This is a genomic window from Nocardiopsis synnemataformans (assembly GCF_965343085.1).
Taxonomy (GTDB): Bacteria; Actinomycetota; Actinomycetes; order Streptosporangiales; family Streptosporangiaceae; genus Nocardiopsis; species Nocardiopsis alborubida.
The window spans coordinates 62,024-85,964 of record NZ_CBDRFA010000016.1 but is presented as its reverse complement, the minus strand read 5'-3'; the positions used below and the strand labels follow the sequence as shown (position 1 = coordinate 85,964).

19 protein-coding genes are annotated in these 23,941 nt (G+C 71.5%); 9 read left to right on the top strand and 10 right to left on the bottom strand.

The genetic code is table 11. From position 1 onward, the window contains the following. Positions 1-2: 2 nt before the first annotated feature. Positions 3-986 (bottom strand): adenylate/guanylate cyclase domain-containing protein, encoded by a 984-nt coding sequence (locus ACSIH6_RS11860; RefSeq protein ID WP_017564090.1) that lies wholly within the window; start codon positions 984-986, stop codon positions 3-5. Between the two features lie 367 nt (positions 987-1,353). Then, entirely contained in the window at positions 1,354-2,214 is an 861-nt protein-coding gene (locus ACSIH6_RS11855) for a biotin--[acetyl-CoA-carboxylase] ligase (RefSeq protein WP_435108298.1), read from the bottom strand. 129 nt (positions 2,215-2,343) lie between these two features. Here ACSIH6_RS11855 and ACSIH6_RS11850 point away from each other — a divergent pair, with 129 nt between their 5' ends. Beyond that, positions 2,344-2,952, top strand: a complete 609-nt coding sequence (locus ACSIH6_RS11850; protein ID WP_435108297.1) for a Uma2 family endonuclease — start codon at positions 2,344-2,346, stop codon at positions 2,950-2,952. Between the two features lie 80 nt (positions 2,953-3,032). Here ACSIH6_RS11850 and ACSIH6_RS11845 read toward each other — a convergent pair whose 3' ends face one another. Further along, positions 3,033-5,678 carry a phosphoenolpyruvate carboxylase gene (locus ACSIH6_RS11845; RefSeq protein WP_435108296.1) on the bottom strand — a complete coding sequence of 882 codons (2,646 nt, stop codon included), beginning with the start codon at positions 5,676-5,678 and terminating at the stop codon, positions 3,033-3,035. Between the two features lie 301 nt (positions 5,679-5,979). On the opposite strand from ACSIH6_RS11845, the gene ACSIH6_RS11840 reads away from it, so the two are divergent. The 3 genes from ACSIH6_RS11840 (at position 5,980) to ACSIH6_RS11830 (ending at position 9,660) form a co-directional block, all read left to right on the top strand. Then, on the top strand, positions 5,980-7,590 hold the full coding sequence (locus tag ACSIH6_RS11840; RefSeq protein ID WP_435108294.1) for an acyl-CoA carboxylase subunit beta: 1,611 nt from the start codon (positions 5,980-5,982) through the stop codon (positions 7,588-7,590). Then, entirely contained in the window at positions 7,587-7,811 is a 225-nt protein-coding gene (locus ACSIH6_RS11835) for an acyl-CoA carboxylase subunit epsilon (protein ID WP_274974715.1), read from the top strand. The genes ACSIH6_RS11840 and ACSIH6_RS11835 overlap by 4 nt, the downstream gene beginning before the upstream one ends. Before the next feature lie 82 nt (positions 7,812-7,893). Next, positions 7,894-9,660, top strand: coding sequence for an acetyl/propionyl/methylcrotonyl-CoA carboxylase subunit alpha (locus ACSIH6_RS11830; RefSeq protein WP_435108293.1), 1,767 nt, complete (start codon positions 7,894-7,896; stop codon positions 9,658-9,660). 74 nt (positions 9,661-9,734) lie between these two features. On the opposite strand, the gene ACSIH6_RS11825 is transcribed toward ACSIH6_RS11830, so the two are convergent. After that, on the bottom strand, positions 9,735-10,397 hold the full coding sequence (locus ACSIH6_RS11825; protein ID WP_435108292.1) for a Uma2 family endonuclease: 663 nt from the start codon (positions 10,395-10,397) through the stop codon (positions 9,735-9,737). A 428-nt stretch (positions 10,398-10,825) separates the two neighbouring features. Between ACSIH6_RS11825 and ACSIH6_RS11820 the strand changes: the two genes are divergently transcribed. The 3 genes from ACSIH6_RS11820 to ACSIH6_RS11810 all read left to right on the top strand — a co-directional run bounded on the left by ACSIH6_RS11820 (position 10,826) and on the right by ACSIH6_RS11810 (position 15,745). Further along, on the top strand, positions 10,826-12,268 hold the full coding sequence (locus tag ACSIH6_RS11820) for a dicarboxylate/amino acid:cation symporter (protein ID WP_435108291.1): 1,443 nt from the start codon (positions 10,826-10,828) through the stop codon (positions 12,266-12,268). A 190-nt stretch (positions 12,269-12,458) separates the two neighbouring features. Next, positions 12,459-13,703: a chemotaxis protein CheA gene (locus ACSIH6_RS11815; RefSeq protein WP_435108343.1), complete on the top strand. Its 1,245-nt coding sequence runs from the start codon at positions 12,459-12,461 to the stop codon at positions 13,701-13,703. A gap of 704 nt (positions 13,704-14,407) precedes the next feature. Next, positions 14,408-15,745 carry an HNH endonuclease signature motif containing protein gene (locus tag ACSIH6_RS11810; RefSeq protein ID WP_435108342.1) on the top strand — a complete coding sequence of 446 codons (1,338 nt, stop codon included), beginning with the start codon at positions 14,408-14,410 and terminating at the stop codon, positions 15,743-15,745. Positions 15,746-16,105: 360 nt separating this feature from the next. On the opposite strand, the gene ACSIH6_RS11805 is transcribed toward ACSIH6_RS11810, so the two are convergent. The 3 genes from ACSIH6_RS11805 to ACSIH6_RS11795 all read right to left on the bottom strand — a co-directional run bounded on the left by ACSIH6_RS11805 (position 16,106) and on the right by ACSIH6_RS11795 (position 18,649). After that, positions 16,106-16,750, bottom strand: coding sequence for an AAA family ATPase (locus tag ACSIH6_RS11805; protein WP_435108290.1), 645 nt, complete (start codon positions 16,748-16,750; stop codon positions 16,106-16,108). A 34-nt stretch (positions 16,751-16,784) separates the two neighbouring features. Then, entirely contained in the window at positions 16,785-17,156 is a 372-nt protein-coding gene (locus ACSIH6_RS11800; protein ID WP_435108289.1) for a TFIIB-type zinc ribbon-containing protein, read from the bottom strand. Positions 17,157-17,269: 113 nt separating this feature from the next. Next, positions 17,270-18,649 carry an NAD(P)H-quinone dehydrogenase gene (locus ACSIH6_RS11795; RefSeq protein ID WP_435108288.1) on the bottom strand — a complete coding sequence of 460 codons (1,380 nt, stop codon included), beginning with the start codon at positions 18,647-18,649 and terminating at the stop codon, positions 17,270-17,272. 166 nt (positions 18,650-18,815) lie between these two features. Between ACSIH6_RS11795 and ACSIH6_RS11790 the strand changes: the two genes are divergently transcribed. Both ACSIH6_RS11790 and ACSIH6_RS11785 read left to right on the top strand, forming a co-directional pair. After that, the gene (locus ACSIH6_RS11790) at positions 18,816-19,370 is read left to right on the top strand and encodes a gamma-glutamylcyclotransferase family protein (RefSeq protein WP_190394620.1); all 555 of its coding nucleotides are present in this window, start codon (positions 18,816-18,818) and stop codon (positions 19,368-19,370) included. 127 nt (positions 19,371-19,497) lie between these two features. Then, positions 19,498-20,319 (top strand): purine-nucleoside phosphorylase, encoded by an 822-nt coding sequence (locus ACSIH6_RS11785; RefSeq protein WP_488185981.1) that lies wholly within the window; start codon positions 19,498-19,500, stop codon positions 20,317-20,319. 431 nt (positions 20,320-20,750) lie between these two features. Here the strand turns inward: ACSIH6_RS11785 and ACSIH6_RS11780 are convergent, their stop codons facing one another. The 3 genes from ACSIH6_RS11780 to ACSIH6_RS11770 all read right to left on the bottom strand — a co-directional run bounded on the left by ACSIH6_RS11780 (position 20,751) and on the right by ACSIH6_RS11770 (position 23,918). Next, positions 20,751-21,380, bottom strand: coding sequence for a PH domain-containing protein (locus tag ACSIH6_RS11780; RefSeq protein ID WP_435108286.1), 630 nt, complete (start codon positions 21,378-21,380; stop codon positions 20,751-20,753). Next, positions 21,380-22,477 (bottom strand): adenosine deaminase, encoded by a 1,098-nt coding sequence (locus ACSIH6_RS11775; RefSeq protein WP_435108285.1) that lies wholly within the window; start codon positions 22,475-22,477, stop codon positions 21,380-21,382. The genes ACSIH6_RS11780 and ACSIH6_RS11775 overlap by 1 nt, the downstream gene beginning before the upstream one ends. Positions 22,478-22,679: 202 nt before the next feature. Beyond that, on the bottom strand, positions 22,680-23,918 hold the full coding sequence (locus ACSIH6_RS11770) for a M20 family metallopeptidase (RefSeq protein WP_435108284.1): 1,239 nt from the start codon (positions 23,916-23,918) through the stop codon (positions 22,680-22,682). Between the last annotated feature and the right edge of the window lie 23 nt (positions 23,919-23,941).

Genomic DNA, 23,941 nt, shown 5'->3' with positions numbered 1-23,941 from the left:
GTTCAGCCCGCGGGCTCGAAGTTGCGGCGCAGGGCGTAGGGCTGGATGAGACCGAGTCCGTGCGCGTGCCGGGCCCGCACCCGCACCACCTGGAGGCCCTCCTCGTCGGCCAGGCTCTCGGCCAGGCTCTCGTCGATGAGGACCGTGCCGGGTCTGGCGAAGGAGGTCAGGCGGCTGGAGCGGTTGACGGTCGTGCCGAACACGTCGCCGTGCAGGGTCAGCACCGGCCCGGCGGCCAGGCCGACCCGGACGTCGGGCACCTCCACGTGGGTCTTGACGCCCGAGGCCAGGCGCAGCGCGATGTCGGCGGCCTCGGCCGGGGAGTCGGCGACGTAGAGGATCTCGTCGCCCAGGGTCTTGACGACCCGGCCGCCTCCGGAGGCGACGATGTCGGCGGCGGTGGCCTCGAAGCCCTCGACCACCCCGGCCAGCTCGACCTCGTCGAGTTCGCGGCTCAGGGTGGTGAAGGAGACCAGGTCGGCGAACCCGACCACCAGCGGGTAGTAGTTGGGCACGGCGTCGTTGTCGGACATCACCGCGAGGGTGCGCGCGGAGGAGGCCGCGAGCTGTCTGCGCCAGATGTGCAGCAGGAGCCGCTCCACGTCCGGCAGCAGCTCCTTGACCTGGTTCATCAGCGGGCTGACCGAGTCCTCGCCCTCCTGGTAGATGAGGGTGCTCAGTATGCTGGTCTGCCAGTCGGCCAGGCGCGCCATGGTCTGGCCCATCGCGCGGGCGAAGCGGACCACGCCCTCCTCGTCCAGGACGCCCTCCTGGACCAGGGAGTTGGCGATGCGCAGCGACTCGACGTCGCTCTCGGCGAAGGTGACCGTGTCGTCGCCCTGGTTGGGGAAGCCCAGGGCGCGCCAGATGCGCCCGGCCAGCTCGTTGTCGGCGCCGGCGAGCTCGATCGCCTGCTCCCTGGTGTAGACCGCTTCACCGCCGAGCAGGGCGGACTCGATCGCTTTCGGGTCGGGACGCGACGGCATACGTTCTCTTTCACGGGCCATCCCCGCCGGGGCGGGGAACAGTCACTTCGGCACCGGCCGACAATGCGGCACGGGGTTCCACTCCAGCTTACGCCCGCGGTTTCTCCCCTGACAGGGTGCCTGCCGACAGGCCCGCGCGGCCCGCGGTCGGCGACGGCCACACCCGGTGATGATCGCACACGGAAGGCCGGCGCGGGAGTGCCCCGAGGCCCCTGTGGACGGCGGCACGGCGGCGGCGGAGGACCGGTCGGGAACCGGGGCACAGGTGGACGGCGGCACGGCGGCGGATCAGGCAGGGTGACCGGGGTCAGGAACCGGGGCGCACGTGGACGGCGGCACGGCGGCGGATCAGGCAGGGTGACCGGGGTCAGGAACCGGGGCGCACGTGGACGACGTCGCCCGCGCTCAGGGCCCGCTCCCCGCCGGGACCGCGTACCAGCAGCTGGGCGTCGGCGTCGACGCCGGTGGCGGCGCCCTCCAGCACCCGGTCCCCGGGCAGGTGGACCCGCACGCGGCGCCCGATCGTGACGCACGCGTCCCGGTAGGCGGCGGCCAGCCCGCTGGCCTCGGCGTCTCCTCCGGCGGAGTTCCACGCCGTGTACAGCTCCTCGAACCCTCCCAGGACGGCGGCGAGCAGGGCGTCCCGGTCCAGGGCGGCCGAGCCCTCCCCGCGCAGGGAGACGGCGGTGTCCACGGGGAGTTCGGCGCGCTCCTGGGACACGTTGAGGCCCATCCCCACGACCACTGCGGGTTCGCCGGAGGAGAAGTCGGCCTCGGAGAGGATGCCCGCGAGCTTGCCGTCGGCCGTCGCGGGCTCCGAGCGCAGGTGCGCGGGGACGATGACGTCGTTGGGCCACTTGAGCGCGGCCTTGACCCCTGTCACCCGGTGCACGGCGCCGACCGCGGCCACGCCCATGAGCGCGGGGAGCCAGCCCAGGCGGGTGACGGGCACCGCGGGCCGGACCAGGAGGGAGAAGGTGAGGGCGGCGCGCGGCGGGGTGGAGAAGCCGCGGCCCAGGCGTCCGCGCCCGGCGGTCTGGTGCTCGGTGACCAGCACGCTCCCGTGCGGGGCGCCCCCCACGGCGCGCGCGGTCAGCTCGGTGTTGGTGGACGCGGCCTCGGGGAGCACCTCGATCCGGTGCCACATGCCGCCCGGTCGGGCGAGGGCGGCGTCGAGGTCCGCCGCGTCGAGCGGGGGTCGCGGAAAGGGGTCGGGTGCGCTGGCCATGCCCCCATTACAGCAGCGCCGCAACCCTGTCCGGAAACCCCTGTGCGGCAAAGGGCCGCCCGTTAAGCTGAAACCAGCACATGGATGATCACGCGTTGCTACGTTCAGTTACCGGAGGTGACGCGACAGATGAGTATCGCGGAGGTGGAGACGGTGACCTGGATGCCGTCCCGCTGGGAAGTCGTGTTGCGCGCCTGGGAAGAGCTGGACCTGCCCGAGGGTTGGCGGGCCGAGATCATCGAAGGCGACATCAGCATCATGACTCCCCCCAAGTACGAACACAATCGCATCGTGTGGCTGATCAACAAGCTGATCATTCGCGAGATCCTGAATGAGGACAGCAAGATCACGGAAGCCGAGGTCCTTCAGACACAGGATCTCCAAGTACCGTTGATCACCAGCTTGTACATCCCCGATCTGATCGTGCTTCCCGGGAGAGCGCCCGACCCTGAGCCGGAGAACCCGGCAGCCGATGCCCTCATGGTGGTCGAGGTGACGTCCAAGAGCACCGCGAAGAAGGATCGCAAGCCCAAACTCTGGGGCTACGCCCACGCCGGGATCCCCCTGTACCTGCTGGTGGACCGCTGGGATCCGGACACGGGTAAGGGAGAGGTCACCCTCTACTCCGGCCCGGAGAACGGCAGGTACACCAGCTCCACGAAGGTCCCCTTCGGCAAGGAGATCCACCTCCCCGAGCCGTTCGACCTCACCATCGACACCAGCGATTTCCCGGAGTAACGGGCTCCGCCCGCGTGCGAGGGCGCCCCGCGACCCCCTCCCGGGTGCGGGGCGCCGTCGCGCGCGGACCAGCGTGCGGGTCAGCCGGTGTTCTGGAGCCCGGCGGCCACGCCGTTGACCGAGAGCAGCAGCAGCCGCTCCAGGTGCTGCTGGTCCTCCTCCGACAGGGAGTCGGCCTCCTCGCCCCGCAGCGCCTCCAGCGCGCGCAGTTGCAGGTGGGAGAGCGCGTCCACGTACGGGTTGCGCAGGTCCACCGCGCGGGAGAGCACCGCCCGGTTCTCCAGCAGGCGGCTGTGCCCGGTCACCTTCAGCACCAGCTCACGGGTGCGGTCGTACTCCCCCAGCACCAGCTCGGTCAGCTCCGGCCGCCCGCCCAGCGCCAGGTACCGCTCGGCGATGGTGCGGTCGGTCTTGGCCAGGCTCATCTCCGCGTTGTCGAGCAGGGACGAGAACATGGGCCACTCGCGGTAGGCCTCCTGGAGCACGCTCAGGTCCTCCACGGCGGCCAGGCCCGTGCCGAGCCCGAACCAGCCCGGCAGGTTGACCCGGGTCTGGGTCCAGGAGAACACCCACGGGATCGCGCGCAGGTCGCCGAGCCCTCGCGCCGCGCCGCGCCGCGAGGGGCGCGAGCCCAGCCGCAGCTCGCCCAGCTGCTCCAGGGGAGTGACCTGGGAGAACCACACCGCGAAGTCCTCGGTGTTGATCAGCTCCAGGTAGGCCTCCTGGGCGGCACGGGCGATGGTGTCGGCGTGGGCGCGGTACTCGCGCTCGGCGGAGCGCTCGCGCTCCTGGACGGCGTCGGTGGAGGCCATCAGCACCGCGTGGCCGACCTGCTCGATGTGGCGGCGGGCGATCGCGGACTGCCCGTAGCGGGCGAAGATGACCTCGCCCTGCTCGGTGACCTTGAACCGTCCGCCGACCGAGCCGGGCGCCTGGGCGAGCAGGGCGCGGCTGGCCGGGCCCCCGCCGCGGCCGAGCGAGCCGCCGCGGCCGTGGAACAGGGTCAGGCGCACGTCGTGCTCGCCCGCCCACGCGGCCAGGCGGGCCTGGGCGTCGTAGAGGCGCAGGGTGGCGCTGACCGGGCCGACGTCCTTGGCGGAGTCGCTGTAGCCGAGCATGACCTCGATCCTGCGGCCGGTCTCGTCCAGGCGCTTGTTGACCTGGGGCAGCTTGAGCATGCCGTCGAGCACGTGCGGCGAGGCGTCCAGGTCGGCGCCGGTCTCGAACAGCGGCACGACGTCCAGGACCGGCACGCGTCCGGCGGGCAGGGCGTGGGTGGCCAGCTCGTACACGGCCGCGATGTCCTCGGCCGAGCGGGTGAAGCTGACGACGTAGCGGCGGCAGGCCTCCACGCCGAAGCGCTCCTGGATCCAGGCGATCACCCGGATCGTGGCGAGGACCTCCTCGGTGCGCTCGGAGGGCGTGCGCCCCTCGCGCAACTCGGCGAGCGCGGCGGCGTGCACCTCGCTGTGCTGGCGGATCTCCAGTTCGGCGAGGTGGAAGCCGAAGGTCTGCGCCTGCCAGACCAGGTGCTGGAGCTCGCCGTAGGCCTGTCGGACCGCGCCCGCCTCGGCCAGGGACTCCTGCACGGTGCGCAGGTCGGCCAGGAAGGCGTCGGCGTCGGGGTAGGCCAGGTCGGCGTCGCGCTCGCGCGTGGCGCGCAGCCGGGCGGCGGCCAGCAGCAGGAGCTGGCGGTGCGGCTCGTTGGGCGAGCGCGCCCCGATCTCCGCCGTCAGCTCGGGTTGTCCCGCCTTGGCCGAGGAGAGCGCGTCGAGTAGCGCCGGGCTGGCGGGGGTGAGGTTGGAGTAGGCGGTGAGGGTGCGGGCCACCTTGGTGCAGGCGGCCTCCAGGCCGCGCAGCACGTGCTCGGACTGGATGAGCACGGCCTCGCGGGTGATGTCGGAGGTGACGTAGGGGTTGCCGTCGCGGTCGCCGCCGATCCAGCTGCCGTAGCGCACGAAGGGCGTGGCGCGGGGCGGGCGCACACCGGTGCCCTCGGGGTCGATGGCGGCGTCCAGGCTCCGGTAGACCTGCGGGATGACGGAGAAGATCGTCTCGTCGAACGCGGCGAGGGCGGTGCGCACCTCGTCGAGCGGGTCGAGCCTGGTGTAGCGCAGCTGGGAGGTGCGCCAGAGCAGGTCGATCTCCTCCAGCAGGCGGCGGTGCGCCTCGGCCGCGGCGCTGCTGCCCTCGTGGGAGCCGTGCCAGGCCTCCAGTTGGGCGCTGACGCGCAGGATGGAGGTGGACACGGCGCGGCGTCGGGCCTCGGTCGGGTGGGCGGTGACCACGGGGTGGAACTCCATGCCCGCGACCAGCTCGTTGAGGCGTTCCTCACCCCCGTCGTCCTCGCGGATGGCGCGCACGGCCGCCGCGAGGGACTCGCGGGGCGGGTTGGCGGCGTCGTCGCGCTCGCGCAGGGCCCGCATCCGCTGGTGTTCCTCGGCCAGGTTGGCCAGGTGGAAGTAGACGGTGAAGGCGCGGGCCACCTGCTTGGCGCGCTCCAGCGGCCAGGCGGCGACGATCGCGGTGATCTCCTCCCCCGTGACCGATCCGTCGCGGGCGCCGATGACCGCTCTCCTGAGCTTCTCGACATCGGCGAGCAGGTCCTCGCCGCCGCTTTCGGCGAGGACCGTTCCGAGCATCTCGCCGAGCAGTTTGACGTCATTCCTGAGCTGCTCGGGAACTTCCTGCCGTGCACTGTCGCGTTCTGCGCTTACCGCTGTCATGGTCACCGACCCTACAGAGATCGCACCCGCCGCCAGGTGCGCGGGGGCGCATTTCTGATGTTTTGCCCGCGCGTTAACCATTGTTGCTCGCAAGAAAGGGGAGCACATTTCCTCACGCGGTTTCGGCGATACCGCGTTCCGCGCCGCGGACTCCGTGCGCACGCTCCGTGCGCCTTCCTCGCCCTCCGGAGCCGGGCCCCGGCGACGGGCCTGGTCGGAGCGGCCCAACAGCATACCTACCCGTCGGTAACCCCGGGCTGGGTTCCCGTGTGACGACCCCTCGCGGTTAACCTGCGTAGTTATGGCCACCGAAGCCCCTGAACCGCTGTCCGCGGACGAGATCGACATCCACACGACCGCGGGCAAGCTCGCCGACCTGCAACGACGCCGGTACGAGGCCGTACACGCAGGGTCTGCTCGAGCCGTTGAGAAACAGCACGCCAAAGGCAAGATGACCGCCCGCGAGCGGATCGACGCACTGCTCGATCCCGGCTCGTTCGTGGAGTTCGACGCCCTGGCCCGACACCGCTCCACCAACTTCGGCCTGGAGCACAACCGCCCCTACGGTGACGGCGTCGTCACCGGCCACGGAACGGTCGACGGGCGCCCCGTCGCCGTGTTCAGCCAGGACGTCACCGTCTTCGGCGGATCGCTGGGCGAGGTCTACGGCGAGAAGATCGTCAAGGTCCTCGACCACGCCCTCACCAACGGGTGCCCCGTCGTGGGCATCAACGAGGGCGGCGGCGCCCGCATCCAGGAGGGCGTGGTCGCGCTCGGCCTGTACGCCGAGATCTTCAAGCGCAACACCCACGCCTCGGGCGTCGTCCCCCAGATCTCCCTGATCATGGGCGCCGCCGCGGGCGGCCACGTCTACTCCCCCGCCCTCACCGACTTCGTCGTGATGGTGGACGAGACCTCGCAGATGTTCATCACCGGCCCCGACGTCATCAAGACCGTCACCGGCGAGGACGTCTCCATGGAGGAGCTGGGCGGCGCCCGCGCCCACAACACCAAGTCGGGCGCGGCGCACTACATGGGCGCCGACGAGCAGGACGCGATCGAGTACGTGCGGACGCTGCTCTCGCACCTGCCCGACAACAACCTGGAGGAGGCGCCGCCCCTGCCTCCCGAGGTCGCCCCGGGCGACGAGGCCACCGACGCCGACCTGGCCCTGGACGCGTTCATCCCGGACTCGGCCAACCAGCCCTACGACATGCGCACGATCGTCGAGTCCGTCCTGGACGACGGCGACTTCCTGGAGGTCCACGCCCAGTTCGCCACGAACATGGTGGTGGGCTTCGGTCGCGTGGACGGCCAGTCCGTCGGCATCGTCGCCAACCAGCCCATGAGCCTGGCGGGCTGCCTGGACATCGACGCCTCCGAGAAGGCCGCGCGCTTCGTGCGCACCTGCGACGCCTTCAACGTGCCGGTGCTGACCTTCGTGGACGTGCCCGGGTTCCTGCCCGGCACCGACCAGGAGTGGGACGGCATCATCCGCCGCGGCGCCAAGCTGCTGTACGCCTACGCCGAGGCCACGGTGCCCCTGATCACCGTCATCACGCGCAAGGCCTTCGGCGGCGCCTACGACGTCATGGGCTCCAAACACCTGGGCGCCGACGTCAACCTGGCCTGGCCCACGGCGCAGATCGCGGTCATGGGCGCCCAGGGCGCGGTGAACATCCTGCACCGGCGCACCCTGGCCGCCTCCGACGACGTCGAGGCCGAGCGCACCCGGCTCGTCGGCGAGTACGAGGACACCCTCCTCAACCCCTACTCCGCGGCCGAGCGGGGGTACGTGGACGGGGTCATCATGCCCTCCGAGACCCGCGTCCGGATCGCCAAGTCCCTCAGGGCCCTGCGCAACAAGCGCAAGCAGCTGCCGCCCAAGAAGCACGGGAACATCCCGCTGTGAGCGCGCCGAAGAACCCGCCGCACCTGGCCGTGGTCCGAGGCGAGCCCACCGCCGAGGAGCTGGCGGCCCTGACCGCCGTGCTCAGCGCCCGCGCCAGGGCCGCCCGGACCGCCGAGGAGCCCGCGCCCGAGCGCCCGTCCGGGTGGCGGGACCGCTCGCGCCTGGTGCGCGGCGCCCCGCCGAGGCCGGGCCCCGGCGCCTGGCGGCTGAGCACGCGATGACCCCGCCGTCCCCACACACAGACTCTCCATGGAGCGGTCGGCGCGCTGTCCGCCCCCGCGCCGAGCAGAAGGATTTCCCACCGTGCGTAAAGTACTGATCGCCAACCGCGGCGAGATCGCCGTGCGCATCGCCCGCGCCTGCCGCGACGCCGGACTTGCCAGCGTCGCCGTCTACGCCGAGCCCGACCTGGACGCCCTGCACGTCAAGGTCGCCGACGAGGCCCACTCCCTCGGCGGGTCCACCCCGGCCGACTCCTACCTGGACATCGCCAAACTCCTGGCGGTGGCCGAGACCTCGGGCGCGGACGCCGTCCACCCCGGTTACGGGTTCCTGTCCGAGAACGCCGACTTCGCCCAGGCCGTCATCGACGCCGGGCTGACCTGGATCGGCCCGCCCCCCGCGGCGATCACCGCCCTGGGCGACAAGGTCCAGGCCCGCCACATCGCCCAGAAGGTCGGCGCCCCGCTGGTGGCGGGCACCGCCGACCCCGTCGAGTCGGCCGAGGAGGTCGTGGCCTTCGCCGAGGAGCACGGCCTGCCCATCGCGATCAAGGCCGCCTTCGGCGGCGGCGGGCGCGGCCTCAAGGTCGCCCACACCCTGGACGAGGTGCCCGACGCCTACGAGTCCGCGGTGCGCGAGGCGGTCACCGCCTTCGGGCGCGGCGAGTGCTTCGTGGAGCGCTACCTCGACAAGCCCCGCCACGTGGAGACCCAGTGTCTGGCCGACACCCACGGCAACGTCGTGGTGGTCTCCACCCGCGACTGCTCGCTCCAGCGCCGCCACCAGAAGCTGGTGGAGGAGGCGCCCGCGCCGTTCCTGTCCGCGGAGCAGATGGAGCGGCTGCACACCTCCTCCAAGGCCATCCTGGCCGAGGCCGGGTACACGGGCGCGGGCACGTGCGAGTTCCTGGTGGGCGTGGACGGCACCATCTCCTTCCTGGAGGTCAACACCCGCCTCCAGGTCGAGCACCCCGTGACCGAGGAGGTCACCGGGATCGACCTGGTCCGGGAGATGTTCCGCATCGCCGACGGCGAGGAGCTCGGCTACGGCGACCCCGAGGTGCGCGGGCACTCCTTCGAGTTCCGCATCAACGCCGAGGACGCCGGACGGAACTTCATGCCCGCGCCGGGCACCATCACCGAGCTGAGCCTGCCCGGCGGCCCGGGCGTGCGCGTGGACACCGGCTGCGAGGCCGGGTTCACGGTGCCCCAGGCCTTCGACTCGATGGTCGCCAAGCTCGTGGTGACCGGCCGTACGCGCCAGGAGGCGCTCCAGCGCTCGCGGCGCGCCCTGGCCGAGTTCACGGTCGGCGGGATGCCCACGGTGATCCCCTTCCACCAGGCCGTGGTGAGCGATCCGGCCTTCGCCCCGGCCGACCCCGAGCAGCCGTTCGGGGTGTACACGCGCTGGATCGAGACCGAGTTCGAGAACACCATCGAACCGTGGTCGGGCACCCCGGGTGAGCCGGGCGAGGCCGAGCGCGAGACCGTCACCGTCGAGGTGGGCGGCAGGCGCGTGGAGGTGGTGCTTCCCGCGGGCCTGGGCTCCTCGGCCACCGCCCCGGCCGCGGGCGGCGCACGCAGGAAGCGGACCGCGCGCAAGGGCGGCGGGAACACCGTGGCGGCCGGCGGTGACGCGCTGGTCTCGCCGATGCAGGGCACCGTGGTCAAGCTGGTGGCCGAGGAGGGCCAGCAGGTCGCCGAGGGCGACACCGTGGTCGTCATCGAGGCCATGAAGATGGAGCAGCCGCTCAACGCGCACAGGGCCGGGACGGTGACCGGGCTGAGGATCGCCGCGGGCGAGACCGTGGGCAACGGCGCGGTGGTCTGCGAGATCAAGGACGCCTAGCGTCCGGGCGGAACACCGAGGAGATGTGCCGGGCGGTACCTCTCCTCGGTGTTCGTGGCCGCCCCGAGGACGCCTCAGCGGCGGGAGAGCTCGGTCAGATCGATGTCCAGGTCGCAGGGCGCACTGACTTTGAGCCGTTCCCGGTGCACGGTGAGACCGCCGTACGTACCCTTGAGCGGATCGAGTTCGTACGCGTACACCGCGATGTCCCGTTCGCCTTCCTTCTCAACCAGCCAGAAGTGGGGGATCCCCGCTTCCGCGTAGAGCTCAGGCTTACGCTTGCGATCCCTGATCTCGGATTCGGGTGAGACCACCTCGACCGCCAGCCGTACGTCCTCCGCTGCGAACGATGTGGCGTCCAGGTCGTGGAGTGCGTCCGCGCGGACCAACATGAGATCGGGTTCGGGCCTCTGCCGCCTCCCGAGTACAGCCGTCATCTCCCGACAGACCAGCATGTCCTCCGGAACCTGGGCGTCCATCTGCCGCTGGAGCAGGGTGATGGCGAACATGTGGAAGAACTTCTGGGGGCTCACGAAGACCAGATTTCCGTCGATGAGCTCTGTGTGTCGCGGAAGATCCGGGATTCGGTCGAGGTCCTCGGCGGTGAACCCGTCCTGGGGGGGCATCGGAAGCAGCAGGGCGCCGTCGAGCTCTGGGTCAGGGTGTACTGCCGCTGCTGGAACGGACATGTCACGGTCTCCGATCGTCGGATCGTTCTCGTCGCCCACGGTAGCCATCACTGTCACCCCGTAACGGTGTTTTCCACAGATTGTCCCACCCGGCCTCGCCCCTGAAGTGATCCTCGACGCATCCGCGCCGGGGAGAACGCGCCGCAGAGCCCGTGGAGTGGACGATGTGGCGCCAGGGACAGCAAGTTGTCGACACCCGCGTATGGAATAGATAAGGAACGAACGTTATTGTCCTTGTCTGTGACGAACATCTGGGGACTGACGCGACGGTGGCACATCGACCTGTGCCGCCGCGGCTGTCAGGCGTGTCGCTAGGTTCACGCGCGCCCTCCCGGGCAGCGCGCCGCGCACCCTTCCCCGCGTCACCATCCCCTCGGTGATGCCCGCCGTTTCCCGTGCCGGAAACCCCGGCGGCGCCGACCGCTCCGCCGTACGTACCCCTCCGGCTGCCTTCACCACCACTGGAGTCCCACCCCGTGTCCGCACAGAGCACAGACGCGCCCAAGAAGCGCAGAACCCTCCGTTTCCCGTTCGCGGCACAGGTCCTGGCGGGCCTGGTTCTCGGCGTCGTCCTGGGCGCCGTCGCCTTCCAGCTCAGCCCGCCCGACCCCGAGACCGGTGACGCCACCAACTGGCTCGCCGTCACCCTCCAGACCGTCGGCTCGACCTTCGTCACGCTGCTGCGGACCATCGTCCCGCCGCTGATCGTCCTCGCCGTCATCTCCTCCATCGCCAACCTGCGCAACGTCACCAACGCGGCGCGGCTGGCCTGGAAGACCCTGCTGTGGTTCGGCGGGACCGCCCTGGTCGCGGTGGGCATCGGCATCGCCCTGGGTCTGATCGTGCGGCCCGGCGTCAACAGCGGCGTGGACGCCACCACCGCCGCCGAGCCCTCGGGCACCGGCTCCTGGATGGCGTTCATCGAGAGCATCGTCCCCGCCAACTTCCTCGGCCTGGGCGCGAGCGTGTCCTCCGCCGACGACGGCGGCTTCAGCGCCTCGCTGGACTTCAACGTCCTCCAGCTGATCGTCATCGCCATCGTCCTGGGCATCGCCGCGATCAAGGTCGGCAAGGCCGCCGAGCCCTTCATCGCCTTCACCGACTCCGCGCTCCAGATCGTGCTCAAGGCCCTGTGGTGGATCATCCGCCTGGCCCCGATCGGCACCGTGGGCCTGCTCGGCAACGCCGTGTACAGCTACGGCTGGACCACCATCGGCGCCCTGGGCAAGTTCGCGCTGACCATCTACATCGGCCTGGCGCTGGTGCTGTTCGTCGTCTACCCGGTGCTCGCCCGCCTCAACGGCCTGTCCCCGGTGAAGTACTTCAGCGGCGTGTGGCCCGCGGTCCAGCTGGGCTTCGTGTCCCGCTCCTCGATGGGCACCATGCCCGTCACCCAGCGCGTGACCGAGCAGAACCTGGGCGTGCCGCGCTACTACTCCGCGTTCGCCGTGCCCTTCGGCGCGACCACCAAGATGGACGGCTGCGCCGCCATCTACCCGGCGATCTCGGCGATCTTCATCGCCCAGTTCTTCCCCGGCATCAGCCTCGGCCTCACCGACTACCTGCTGATCGTGTTCGTGTCGGTGATCGGTTCGGCCGCGACCGCCGGGACCACCGGCGCGACGGTCATGCTGACCCTGACCCTGTCCACCCTGGGCCTGCCCCTGGAGGGCGTGGGCCTGCTGCTGGCCGTCGACCCGATCCTGGACATGGGCCGCACCGCGGTCAACGTGGCCGGTCAGGCGCTGGTCCCGACCATCGTCGCCAAGCGCGAGGGCATCCTGGACGTGGCCCGCTACCACGCGCCGCGCGACGCCTCCGGCTTCGTGCCGCTGGACGAGGCGCACGACGACGTCGAGGGCGAGGTCGGTGAACCCGGTGTGCAGAAGGTCCCCGCCGGGGCCTCCGGCCAGGGCTGACACGCCGCTCCCCCGTCCCCAGCGGCCCGCCGGAGTGCTTCCGGCGGGCCGCGCCGCGTGTACGGCCGGTGAGATCGTGTACGGCCGGTGAGATCCGGCACAGGGGGAACCCCACGGGGGCGCCCGTTCGTCTAGGTTGGAGAGGGAGGCGAGAGGAACGATCATGTTGCGCCGCTTGGTAACACCCACAGTGCTGACCGCCGGGCTCGCGGCGGCGATGGTGAGCGCCGCGGTGGTGCCCGCCTCGGCCGATAACCAGCCCCAACCGCCCGAGTCCCAGGCGATCGCCGAGGAGCTCGGGAACGACAACGTCTTCATCGACCCGAGCATCGACGTCATTCCCCAGGCCGAGCAGGACGCCCTGGAGGCGTCCGCCGCCGGGGCGGACGTCCCCGTCTACTACGTGCTCCTGCCCTCCGACAGCGTGGCCTCCCAGACCGGGATGGACGCCCTGATGAACCCCGTCATGGACGAGGTCGGCGACGGGATCTACGGCGTGGTCGTGGGCGACCAGGCCTTCGAGGTCCTGTCCCCGAACGTCGAGGACACCCAGGCCATCCACGACATCGCCCTGCGGGAGGGCGGCAGCAACCAGGTCGACACCCTCGTCGCCATCCCCGACGCCGCCACCCAGGTCGAGGAGAGCGAGCAGGCCGGGGCCACCTCCGGGTTCGTGCTCCTCGGACTCCTGCTGGTGATCGTCGCCGCGGGCGGCTGGTTCGTCTACAACCAGCGGAAGAAGCGCGAGGCGGAGAAGGCCAAGCAGCTGGAGGAGATCAGGCAGATGGCCACCGAGGACGTCGTGCGCCTCGGTGAGGACGTCGCCCGGCTGGAGATCGACGTCTCCAAGGTCGACGACGCCACCCGCAACGACTACTCCCAGGCCATGGACGCCTACGACCAGGCCAAGGCCCAGCTGGACACCATCCGCGAGCCCGAGCAGGTCCGTCTGGTCACCAGTTCGCTGGAGGACGGCCGGTACTACATGACCGCCACCCGGGCCCGCCTCAACGGCGAACCGGTGCCCGAGCGGCGCGGCCCCTGCTTCTTCAACCCGCAGCACGGCCCGTCCGTGGAGGACGTGACCTGGGCCCCGCCCGGCGGCGCGCCCCGCGAGGTCACCGCCTGCGCCGACTGCGCGCGTGCGGTGCGCACCGGCGGCCAGCCCGACGTCCGCCTGGTCGAGGTGGACGGCGAACGCCGCCCGTACTACGACGCCGGTCCGGCCTACTCGCCCTACGCGGGCGGCTACTTCGGCGCGAACATGATGATGGGCATGTTCACCGGCATGATGATGGGCTCCATGATGGGGTCGATGATGGGCATGGGTATGGGCATGGGCGCCGGTGATGTCGGCGCCGGAGAGGACTTCGGCGGAGGCGACTTCGGAGGCGGGGACTTCGGGGGCGGCGACTTCGGCGGCTTCGACTTCTGACCCACGCGCAGCCGACAGAACGATGACGGGCCTCGGGCCCCGGGCGATCCGCCCGGGGCCCTTCCCGTGTTCTCCACGTTTTCCACAGGTGGTGGTTGGGGGTGTTCCGGGGTGGGGTGGGGATGGTTTCCTGGAAATAGGGGGGATCCCACCCACGTGCGTTTCGGCATGCCCTTAAACACCCGGCGCACCAACGGGAATAACGATTTGAGGGGTAGGGAGGGGCCGCCATCAGGCCTCTCCCCTACGCCATTCCTGTTGGGGGTCGTTGGCGGCGACGAAAGCGCACCCGCTGCCGCGAAAGGGCGCGGGAGTACGAGGAAACGGTCAGCGTCCGGTGGGGGTGAGGGTGCCCGACGACAAGCGGCACCAAAGGCGGGAGCGCCTGACGGAGGGCGACCAACGCCCGGGGTTCAGGGGTGGCTGGGCTCTGCTGCGTCGGCACCAACGGCAGGCGGGACCTCCAGCCTCGGACAACGCCCCCGGCCCCTGCGGCCAGGGCGGGCGACGATGACACCGAAGGCGAGCGATCATTTCGGCCGCGCATTTACGGGCACATTTTGGCCCGCCCTAATTATGACCCGCCCATCAGGGGCGAGTTCCCAGAAAGGAAGTCGGAAAGAGATCCGGAAAGGCGGGGAATTCAAGGCTGTGAATGCTGGTCACATGGCGAATGCTGGCTTATAATAAGAAGCATGGAGATGATGCTTGCAGCGCCCGACGTGGCCCCCGGGGAATGCTCCCCGGTCGTGGCCGCGCTGGCCGGTGCGCGCGAGGTCATCGATCAAGCGTGGGACGCTGAGGTGCCTCCGGGGGTGGATGAGGCCGCCGCTGAGGAAGTCGCGGCGCTGTGGGCGCAGGTGGAGAGGATCCGTTACCAGGCGCTGGCACGGATGGCGGATTTGTACGCGCGGGGTGAGGTGGCCCGCTACAGCGGCTACTCCACCTTGGATAAGTGGATCACCCACCGGTGCAAGGTCCCCGCCGCTCAGGCCAAGGATTTGGCTCGTCTGGCCCAGCACGTGCACGAGGAGACGTTGCCGGCCACGGTTCAGGCTGTGGGCGAGGGCACGGTGGCCTTGGGTGAGGCGGTCGCGATCGCCAAGGCCACCGACAAAGCCGTCCAGGTGCGTGACGCCCAGCATTTTCCTGACGAGGTGGAGTACCGGCAGGGGTTTGAGTCGGCGTTGGTGGCCGCCAAGGCAGAGCGGCCCGCGTTGTCGGTCAACCAACTCCAGTCGGTGGCTCGCCAGGTCGCTTATCGGTTGGACCCGCACCGCCTGGACCGCGACCACGAGGCCGCCCACGCTGGGCGTGGTTTGGTCGTGCATGACACGTTCCAGGGCAGCTACCAGTTGCAGGCCTGGGGCGGGTCCGGGGACGCGTTGATCGTGCGCGCGGCCATCGACACCTTCACCACCCCGCCCGGGGAGGGCGAGGACCGGTCCCGGTCTCAGCGTGAGCATGACGCGCTCATCGCGGCGTTGCGCTTTGCGACTACCCACACCGGATGCACCAACGCCCCCGCCCCGCTGGTACAGATCCGCGTTATGGTGCCGGTCAACACCTACCTGGACGCCCAGGGCCAGGAGGTTCCGGCATTGGACGAGCACGGCCGCGTCATCCCGGCCGGAGTGGTGCACGAGCTCTCCGCAGACGCGGAGGTGGTGCGGATGCTCACCGCCCCGCCCACGGGGCGGGTGCTGGACGTGGCCCCCAGCCGCCGGTTGGCCTCAGCCCGCCAACGCACGGCGGCCTTTCACGGGCACACCACGTGTGCGCATCCGGGCGGGTGCGAGGTGCCGGTGGCCTGGTGCCAGGCCGACCACGTCACCTCCTTCTCCCGGGGCGGGCGCACCGAGGTGGCGAACCTGCAACCGTTGTGCGGCCCGCACAACCGGGCCAAGTACCAGCGCGAACTCCGCGCACACCAACAACACCACCGGGCACGCAACGGCCACCAAACCCACCCGCTCCGCCAAGGCAGCCCAGGGCGAGGACACCCACCCAACGGGGATCCGGATCCACCGCCCCGGGAATGACACCCCGGTCAGGCCGGGCCCCGGCATGCCCGTGCCCGGCAAACAGCCCGGGCCCCGCGCCCACCGCTAGAACCCAAGCACCGTCGTCGCTGCCACCGTCGCCCGCCCCCACCACGGGGATCGGCAGCGCTGCCCGAGGCCCGCCAGTCTCGCTGCCTTTGGTGCCAACGCAGCAGAGGCCCACCACCCCCGAACGTCAACCGTTGACCGCCCTCCCGCACCACTACGCGGCAGCTGACGCCACCGCCGCATACACCCACCATCCCCGAACCCCCACCGTTGACCGCCCTCCCGCGCCCACGATCGGTCCAGGGTTCTCCCGACACCCACGATCGGTCCACGGTTGTCCCGCCAACGACGTCAGGAGGCGGCGGCCGCCGACGCGTGCAACTTCTCGATCCACCGGCACACGGCGTCGGCGGTCGCACCGGGTTCGGCGCTGGTGGTGTCCAGCAGGTCGACCGGGGGCTCCAGGTGCGCGGCCTCGGACTCCACCCAGGCCGCGTACTCCAGCGTCTCGGCGATCCGCTCCTCATCCCACTCGCGCCAGGCGGGGCGGGCCCGCAGGCGCCCAGCCAGGACGCCGGGCTCGCAGGTCAGCGCGAGGTAGTGGACGCCGGTGAACAGGGCGCGCTCGGGCAGGTGCTCCAGCTCCGGCGGCACCACCGTGCCGCACAGCACGACGGGCCGTCCGCTCTGCTGGACCATGGCCGCGGTGCGCAGCCAGGTGGAGCGGAACAGCCGGTGGTGGTCGGCGGGGTCGCGGAGTCCACCGACCCACAGCAGATCCTGTTCCAGGACGACGAAGCGGTCGCGGAGCCGCTCCAGCAGCACTCCGGCGATGGTGGACTTGCCGGTGCCGCTGGGCCCCGACACGCAGTACAGGGGCAGGCGCAGGAAGGGGCGGGTGCGCTGGCAGAAGGCGCAGCGCAGCACAGAGACCCCCGCGGCGGTGTCGGGGGTCTCGTCCCATTCCCCGCAGTGGGTACAGATCAGCGGGTGCACGGGTTACTCGATCAGGTTGTCGGAACGGCTCGGCTTAGTCGAAGAGTCCCTCGAGGAAGCTCTTCTTGCGGCGTCCGCCGTAGCCGCGCGGGGAGTCGGGGTAGCCGCCACGGCCACCGGGAGCGCCCCGGTAACCCTTAGGGGAGTCGGGGTAGCCACCGCGGCCGCCGCGGTAGCCCTTCGGGGAGTCCGGGTAACCGCCGCGGTGCTGCTGCGGGTAGCCGTGGGGCGGGGCCTGGTGGGGGTCGGGCGGCGGCGCGACACCGTAGTGCCGCTGCTCGGCGTTCACGACCCTCTCCAGTTCACCCCGGTCGAGGAAGATGCCCTGGCATCCGTCACACCGGTCGATGTGGACGCCCTGGCGGTCGAACGTGCGCATGGTGCTTTGACACTTGGGACAGATCACGAAACGACATTACTCGATTCTTGTCAGAAGCGGGTAAAGAGGTCGCCCGCCCGAACCCGCCGCCTCCCCCCGGCGGGCCGGGCGGCCCCCTGCTCCGGTTCCGGGCGCTCCCTCTACTCCGGGGAGGCCAGCATGAGCGAGCGGGCGGCCTCGGTCACGCTGCCCGACAGCGACGGGTACACCGAGAAGGTGTGCGCGATGTCGTCCACGGTCAGGCGCTGCTGGACGGCGATGGACACGCCCAGGATGAGCTCGCTGGCGCGCGGGCCGACGATGACCCCGCCCAGCACGATGCCGGTGTGCTGACGGCAGATCAGCTTGACGAAACCGTCCTTGACCTCGTTCATCTTGGCGCGCGGGTTGGTGTTGAGCGGCAGGGTGACCGACCGGCCGTCGATCCGGCCGCTGCGCACGTCCTCCTCGCTGGCGCCCACGGCGGCCAGTTCGGGGTGGGTGAACACGGTGGAGGCCACGGTGGAGAGCTTGAGCGGGGACACGGCCTCGCCGAGCGCGTGCCACATGGCGATGCGGCCCTGCATGGCGGCCACGGAGGCCAGCATGTTCACGCCCGTGCAGTCGCCCGCGGCGTACACGCCGGGGACGGTGGTGCGCGAGACCCGGTCGACCTCGACGAAGCCGCCGTCGCCCAGGCGGACACCGGCCTCCTCCAGGCCCAGGTCCTGGGTGTTGGGGATCATGCCGACCGTCATCAGGCAGTGGCTGCCCTCCACGGTGCGGCCGTCGGAGAGGGTGACGAGCACGCCGTCGTCGGTGCGCACCACCGATTCGGCGCGGGTCTTGTTCAGGACGGTCATGCCGCGGCGCATGAAGACCTGCTCCAGCACCTCGGCGGCGTCGGGGTCCTGGGTGGGCATGACGCGGTCGCGCGAGGAGACCAGGGTGACCTGGGAGCCGAGGGACTGGTAGGCGCTGGCGAACTCGGCGCCGGTGACGCCGGAGCCGACCACGATCAGCCTCTCCGGCAGCTCCTCCATGTCGTAGAGGTGGCGCCAGGTGAGGATGCGCTCGCCGTCGGGCTTGGCGGAGGGCAGCTCGCGGGGGTGGGCGCCCGTGGCGATGAGGACGACGTCGGCGCGCAGACGCTGGTCGCCCACGGCGACGATGTGCGGGTCGACCAGGCGGGCCTCGCCGCTGACCACCTCCACGCCCTCCTTGACCAGGCGGGCGCGGGTGTCCTCGGACTGGGCCTGGGCCAGGAGCTTGATCCGGGAGTTGATCCGGTCGGTGTCCACCCGGACCGCGTCCTCGTCCTGGGCGCCGCGGATGTGGATGCCGAGGCTGTCGGACTCGCGTACGTACGTGGTGCGGGTGGACGTGGCGATCAGACTCTTGGAGGGCACGCAGTCGGTGAGGACACAGGCACCGCCGATGCCGTCGCGTTCCACCACCGTCACGTCCGCGCCGAGCTGCGCGGCGACCAGTGCCGCCTCGTAGCCCCCGGGTCCGCCACCGATGATCACGACCTTCGTCACGCTGCCTCACTCCCTCTGCGGCCTGACCGCCACGCGCGTACCCCCGGTCCGGGTGATATGCGGGCATGGCGCGGCACCACCTGTTCTCGTCGCTTGTTCCCATTGTCGACCATGCCGACCGGGGGAAATAGCAGGCACCCCGGGCCAACCGGTCTACGATGGCCCCGTGTCCATCTACGCGGCGTACGGAACCAGTCTCCACCCCGGGCAGATGGCCCGGCGGGCCCCGCACTCCCCCCTGATCACCACGGGCTGGTTGGAGGGTTGGCGTCTGACCTTCGGCGAGTGCCTTCCCGAGCCCGGGGGCGCGCTGGCGACCCTGGTCGAGGACGCGGACCGACGGGTCTTCGTGGCGCTGTACGACCTCATGGAATGGGACGAACCCCACTTGGACTTCTGGCAGGGGGCCCTGGAGGAGTCGCGCGGGGGCCAGCGCCGTCTGCGGGGCGTATCCGAGGACGAGTACGAGGAACTGCGGCGCAGTCGGGCGCTGTGGTCGGTCGCGGGCGACGGACGGGCCTACCGCAAGGTCACGGTGCGCGCCCGGACGGCGGACCGCGGCGTGGTGACGGCGTGGGCCTACGTGCTCGACGGCTACGAGGGCGGGATGCCCTCGGCGATCCAGCTGGGCGAGCTGGCGGTGGCCGCCGAGAAGGCCGGGGCGCCCGACTGGTACGTCTCCGACCTACTCGCCCGGGAGTGCCTGCCCACCGAGCTGTGACCGCCGCGCTCCCCTCCCCCGGGAGGGAGCCCCCGCGCACGCCGCCCGGCCGACCGGCGGCCCGCGGGAACACACGTGCGCACGCTCCCGGACGCCGCGGTCACGCGGAGGTAGCATCCGTCGTGTGATGGAACCAGAGCAGCAGCCGAGGACGACCGGCGAGGCCAGGAAGCTGGCGGCCGACGCGGCGCGCGAACTCCTGTCCCGCACCGGGGCCGACAGCTTCGACGCGCTGGTGGTGCTCGGCTCGGGTTGGGCGGGCGCGGTGGACACGCTGGGCTCGTACGACATCGAGCTGGACGTCACCGACCTGCCCGGCTTCCACGCGCCCGCCGCCGAGGGGCACTCCGCCAAGGTCCGCAGCATGTGGGTGGGCGACAAGCGCGCCATCGTGTTCATGGGGCGCGTCCACCTCTACGAGGGTCGCGGTCCGCTGGAGGTGGCCCACGCTGTCCGCACGGGCGTGGCCGCGGGCGCGGGGACCGCCGTGCTGACGGGTGCCGCCGGGTCGCTGCGCACGGACTTCGCCACGGGGCAGCCCGTGGTGGTGCGTGACCACATCAACCTGACCGCCCGGTCCCCGCTGGTCGGGCCCTCGTTCGTGGACCTGACGTCGGCCTACAGCCCCCGGCTGCGGCGGGCCGTCCAGGAGGCGGACGCCTCGGTCCCCGAGGGCGTGTACGTGTGCACGACGGGGCCGCAGACGCAGACCCCGGCGGAGCTGAAGGTGTTGCGGCAGGCGGGCGCGGACCTGGTGGGCCACTCGATCGCCCTGGAGGCGGTCGCGGCGGTGGAGGCGGGCGCCGAGGTGCTGGGGCTGGCGGTGGTCAGCAACGACGCCGTGGGGGCGGTGTTCGAGCCCTTCGAGGCCGAGCGCGCCCTGGAGGTGGTCACGCAGCGGGCCCGCAGGCTGGGCGAGCTGCTCAACAGGGTGCTCAGCCAGTCCTAGCAAGCCCGCGCGCCCGGAGAGGCCGAGTGGCGCTCCAGCGGCGGGTGGTGTCGTGTTGGGGCGCCTCCGACCGGGCCCGTCCGGTACCGGCGTGGCGAGCGTACACCCCGAGGCCTTGGGATGGACGGTACCGACCGGGTTCCGGTCGGAGGCAGTGCTTGCCCCGGTGCCCGCGTCGCGCGGAATCCCCGCAGATCCCGTTGGACTCGCGACCCGGGCACCTTGTACTCCCGTTATTCAGTTGAACCGCGCGCGTCACCCTCGGGGGAAGTTCCGGGTGGACGGCCATCCGCGCGAAGTCGTCCGCCCGGAACACTCTCCCTTAGGCATGCCTTACCTAACCAGAACTCGGGAGGCGCGTCAACCCCTGACACGGCGGACCCGGCCGCCACACGGGGGTGGGGCCGGGTCGGATCCGGGAGGGAAAGCGCTCAGGCCAGCAGGAACACCGCCACGAGCAGGGCCGCGGTCGCGCCGATGACCACGATCACCTCCAGGGGGACCATGGTCTGGGGCTCGTCCTCCGCGCCCAGCGCGGCGGGACCCGCCTCGTCCACGTTCCTGACCGGCCCGCTGAGCGGGCGTGCCTTGTGGCGCTCGGCGTCCTGGCGCAACTGCCGGGCCGCCAGGTCCACCGGACGCGTGGAGGCGGCGTCCTCGTCGTCGTCCGGGTCGAGGAAGCCCCCCTCCCGGCGCATGTTGTCGCGGACCCGCTGGCGCTTGGTCTCGCGCAGCGGCCACGAGCGCACCACTCCCCCCGGCGTGTGCACCCGCAGGACGTCGGTGACGTCCACCCAGAGCACCGCCGCCCACGGCACGAAGGTCTCGCGCAGCGGGTTGACCACCCGCAGGCCGCGCTCGGTGGAGACCACGCGCGGGCGGAGCCAGGTCAGGTGGACCGCGGAGACGGTCGCGATCAGCAGTGCCCCAGCGATCCAGGCCTGGCGGCCCTCGCCGCGCAGGAGCACGTCCACCAGCAGCAGGGCGGCGACCACGATCCACGCGATCGCCGCCACCCGTGTGAAGGTGGAGTAGTGGGTGGTGGGGTTGGGTCTGTCCATCAGGAGGTCGTCCACTTCAGCTGCGCGAAGCCGGGCTTGATGACCCCGTTGATCAGCGCCAGGCGCTCGTCGAAGGGCAGGAAGGCCGACTTCATGGCGTTGACCGTGAACCACTGGAGGTCGTCCCAGCCGTACCCGAAGGCCTGGGAGAGCCGGGCGAACTCCTCCGACAGGCTGGTGCCGCTCTGGAGGCGGTTGTCGGTGTTGACGGTGACGCGGAAGCGCAGGTCGCGCAGGAGCCGGATGGGGTGGTCGGCGATGGACTCCGCGGCTCCGGTCTGCACGTTGGAGCTGGGGCACATCTCCAGCGGCACCCGCTTGTCGCGCACGTACTGGGCCAGGCGGCCCAGCCTGGGGGCGCCGCCGCCCTCCGTGTCGATGTCGTCGATGATGCGCACGCCGTGGCCCAGGCGGTCGCACCCGCACCACTGGAGGGCCTCCCAGATGGAGGGGAGGCCGAACGCCTCGCCCGCGTGGATGGTGAAGTGGAAGTTCTCCCGGCGCAGGTACTCGAACGCGTCCAGGTGCCGGGTGGGCGGGTTGCCCGCCTCGGCGCCCGCGATGTCGAACCCGGACACGCCCGCGTCGCGGTAGCGGACCGCCAGCTCGGCGATCTCCGAGGAGCGCGCGGCATGGCGCATGGCGGTGACGAGCTGACCTGTGCGGATGCCGCGCCCCTGGTCGGCGGCGCGCTTCTCGCCGAGTTCCAGGCCCTCCTGGACGGCCTCGACGACCTCCTCCAGGGTGAGCCCGGCCTCCAGGTGCTGCTCGGGGGCGTAGCGCTGCTCGGCGTAGACCACGCCGTCGGCGGCCAGGTCCTCCGCGGCCTCGGCGGCGACCCGCACCAGGGCGTCACGGGTCTGCATGACCGCCGTGGTGTGCGCGAACGTCTCCAGGTAGCGCTCCAGCGAACCGGAGTCGGAGGCCTCGCGGAACCACCGCCCCAGTTCCTGCGCGTCGTAGGTGGGCAGGCCGGTGTAGCCGGTCTCCCGGGCCAGTTCCACGATGGTGGCCGGGCGCAGCCCGCCGTCGAGGTGGTCGTGCAGCAGTACCTTCGGCGCCCGCCGGATCTGGTCGACTGTGAGTGGCTGGTTCATGGATTCAGGATGCCACCAGCTGGGGAGGCGCCCTGACAGGCGGGCGCGGGTCGCCGGATCAGGCGGACGGGAGCAGTACGCGGACGGGGGCGGTACGCGGGCGGGGAGCCGGTCGGTGCTATGCGCTCGTGCGCGCTGGGGTCCGCCGCCGTCCGTGCGCACGGCGGCGCGGGGCTCCCCGCCCCTGCTTTCCGCGGGCCGCTCAGGCCATGGCCTCCTCGGTGTCCACGCGGGTGTCGCGGCGCGAGCTCTCCCACAGCGCCGTCAGCGCGGTGGTCACCATGAAGCGGGTGCCCGTGCCGATCGCGCGCTCGTCCACGTCGAAGGTGCCCCGGTGCAGGTCCAGCATGGGACCGTCCCAGTCCGGGGAGTGGGTGCCCAGGCGGGCCAGCGCGCCGGGGACGTGCTCCAGGTACCAGGCGAAGTCCTCGCCGCCCAGGCTCTGGGGGGTGGAGGCCGCCGCCTCGGGGCCCAGAGCGGCGGCGACGGCCTCGCGCATGACGGCCACGCTGGTCGCCTCGTTGATGGTGGGCGGCACGCCGCGCCGGTAGGTCACCTCGGCCTCGGCGCCGTAGGCGGAGGCCACCGACTCCACCAGCCCCTTGATGATGTCGGGGGCCGCGTGCCAGGCCTCGTCGTCCAGGCACCGCACGGTGCCCTCGGCGACCGCGTCGTCGGGGATGACGTTGGGCGCGGAACCGGCGCTGATCCTGCCCCACACCAGGCTGAACCCGGCCCGGGGGTCGATCCGCCGCGACAGCGCGGCGGGCAGCTCGGTGACGACCTTGCCCAGGGCGTAGACGAGGTCGGAGGTCAGGTGCGGGCGCGCGGTGTGCCCGCCCGGGCCCGACAGGCGCACCATGAGCTGGTCGCAGGCGGCGGTGATGCCGCCCGTGCGCAGCCCGACCCGGCCCGCCATCAGGCGGGGGTCGCAGTGCAGGGCGAAGACGCGGTCCACACCCTCCATGGCCCCGGCGTTGATCACCTCCACGGCGCCGCCGGGGAGTTCCTCGGCGGGCTGGAAGATGAGCCGGACCCTGCCCGGCAGCGCGCCCGCCCTCTCCAGCTGCGCCAGGAAGACCCCGGCCGCCAGCACGACCGTGGTGTGCACGTCGTGCCCGCAGGCGTGGGCGACCCCCGGCACGGTGGAGCGGTAGGGGACGTCCTTCTCGTCCGTCAGCGGCAGGGCGTCGATGTCGGCGCGCAGGGCCACCAGGGGACCGGTGCCGGATCCGATGTCGCAGACCAGACCGGTGCCCTGGGGCAGTTCCCGGGGTTCGAGGCCCACCCCGCGCAGGCGTTCGGCGATCCGCCCCGTGGTGCGGTGTTCGGCGAAGGCGAGTTCGGGGTGCATGTGCAGGTCCCGGCGGAAGCCGCTCAGATCCCGCCCGTGTCGCGCCAGGAAAGCGGTCAACTGCTCCGGCAGGTCATGTCCCTGCATGCGAGGGTCCCCTCTTCTCCACG

Coding starts and splice junctions, on each gene's coding strand:
- ACSIH6_RS11860 (WP_017564090.1), bottom strand. CDS start 986: ATGCCGTCGCGTCCCGACCCGAAAGCGATCGAGTCCGCCCTGCTCGGC.
- ACSIH6_RS11855 (WP_435108298.1), bottom strand. CDS start 2,214: ATGGCCAGCGCACCCGACCCCTTTCCGCGACCCCCGCTCGACGCGGCG.
- ACSIH6_RS11850 (WP_435108297.1), top strand. CDS start 2,344: ATGAGTATCGCGGAGGTGGAGACGGTGACCTGGATGCCGTCCCGCTGG.
- ACSIH6_RS11845 (WP_435108296.1), bottom strand. CDS start 5,678: ATGACAGCGGTAAGCGCAGAACGCGACAGTGCACGGCAGGAAGTTCCC.
- ACSIH6_RS11840 (WP_435108294.1), top strand. CDS start 5,980: ATGGCCACCGAAGCCCCTGAACCGCTGTCCGCGGACGAGATCGACATC.
- ACSIH6_RS11825 (WP_435108292.1), bottom strand. CDS start 10,397: ATGGCTACCGTGGGCGACGAGAACGATCCGACGATCGGAGACCGTGAC.
- ACSIH6_RS11810 (WP_435108342.1), top strand. CDS start 14,408: ATGCTTGCAGCGCCCGACGTGGCCCCCGGGGAATGCTCCCCGGTCGTG.
- ACSIH6_RS11785 (WP_488185981.1), top strand. CDS start 19,498: ATGGAACCAGAGCAGCAGCCGAGGACGACCGGCGAGGCCAGGAAGCTG.
- ACSIH6_RS11780 (WP_435108286.1), bottom strand. CDS start 21,380: ATGGACAGACCCAACCCCACCACCCACTACTCCACCTTCACACGGGTG.
- ACSIH6_RS11775 (WP_435108285.1), bottom strand. CDS start 22,477: ATGAACCAGCCACTCACAGTCGACCAGATCCGGCGGGCGCCGAAGGTA.
- ACSIH6_RS11770 (WP_435108284.1), bottom strand. CDS start 23,918: ATGCAGGGACATGACCTGCCGGAGCAGTTGACCGCTTTCCTGGCGCGA.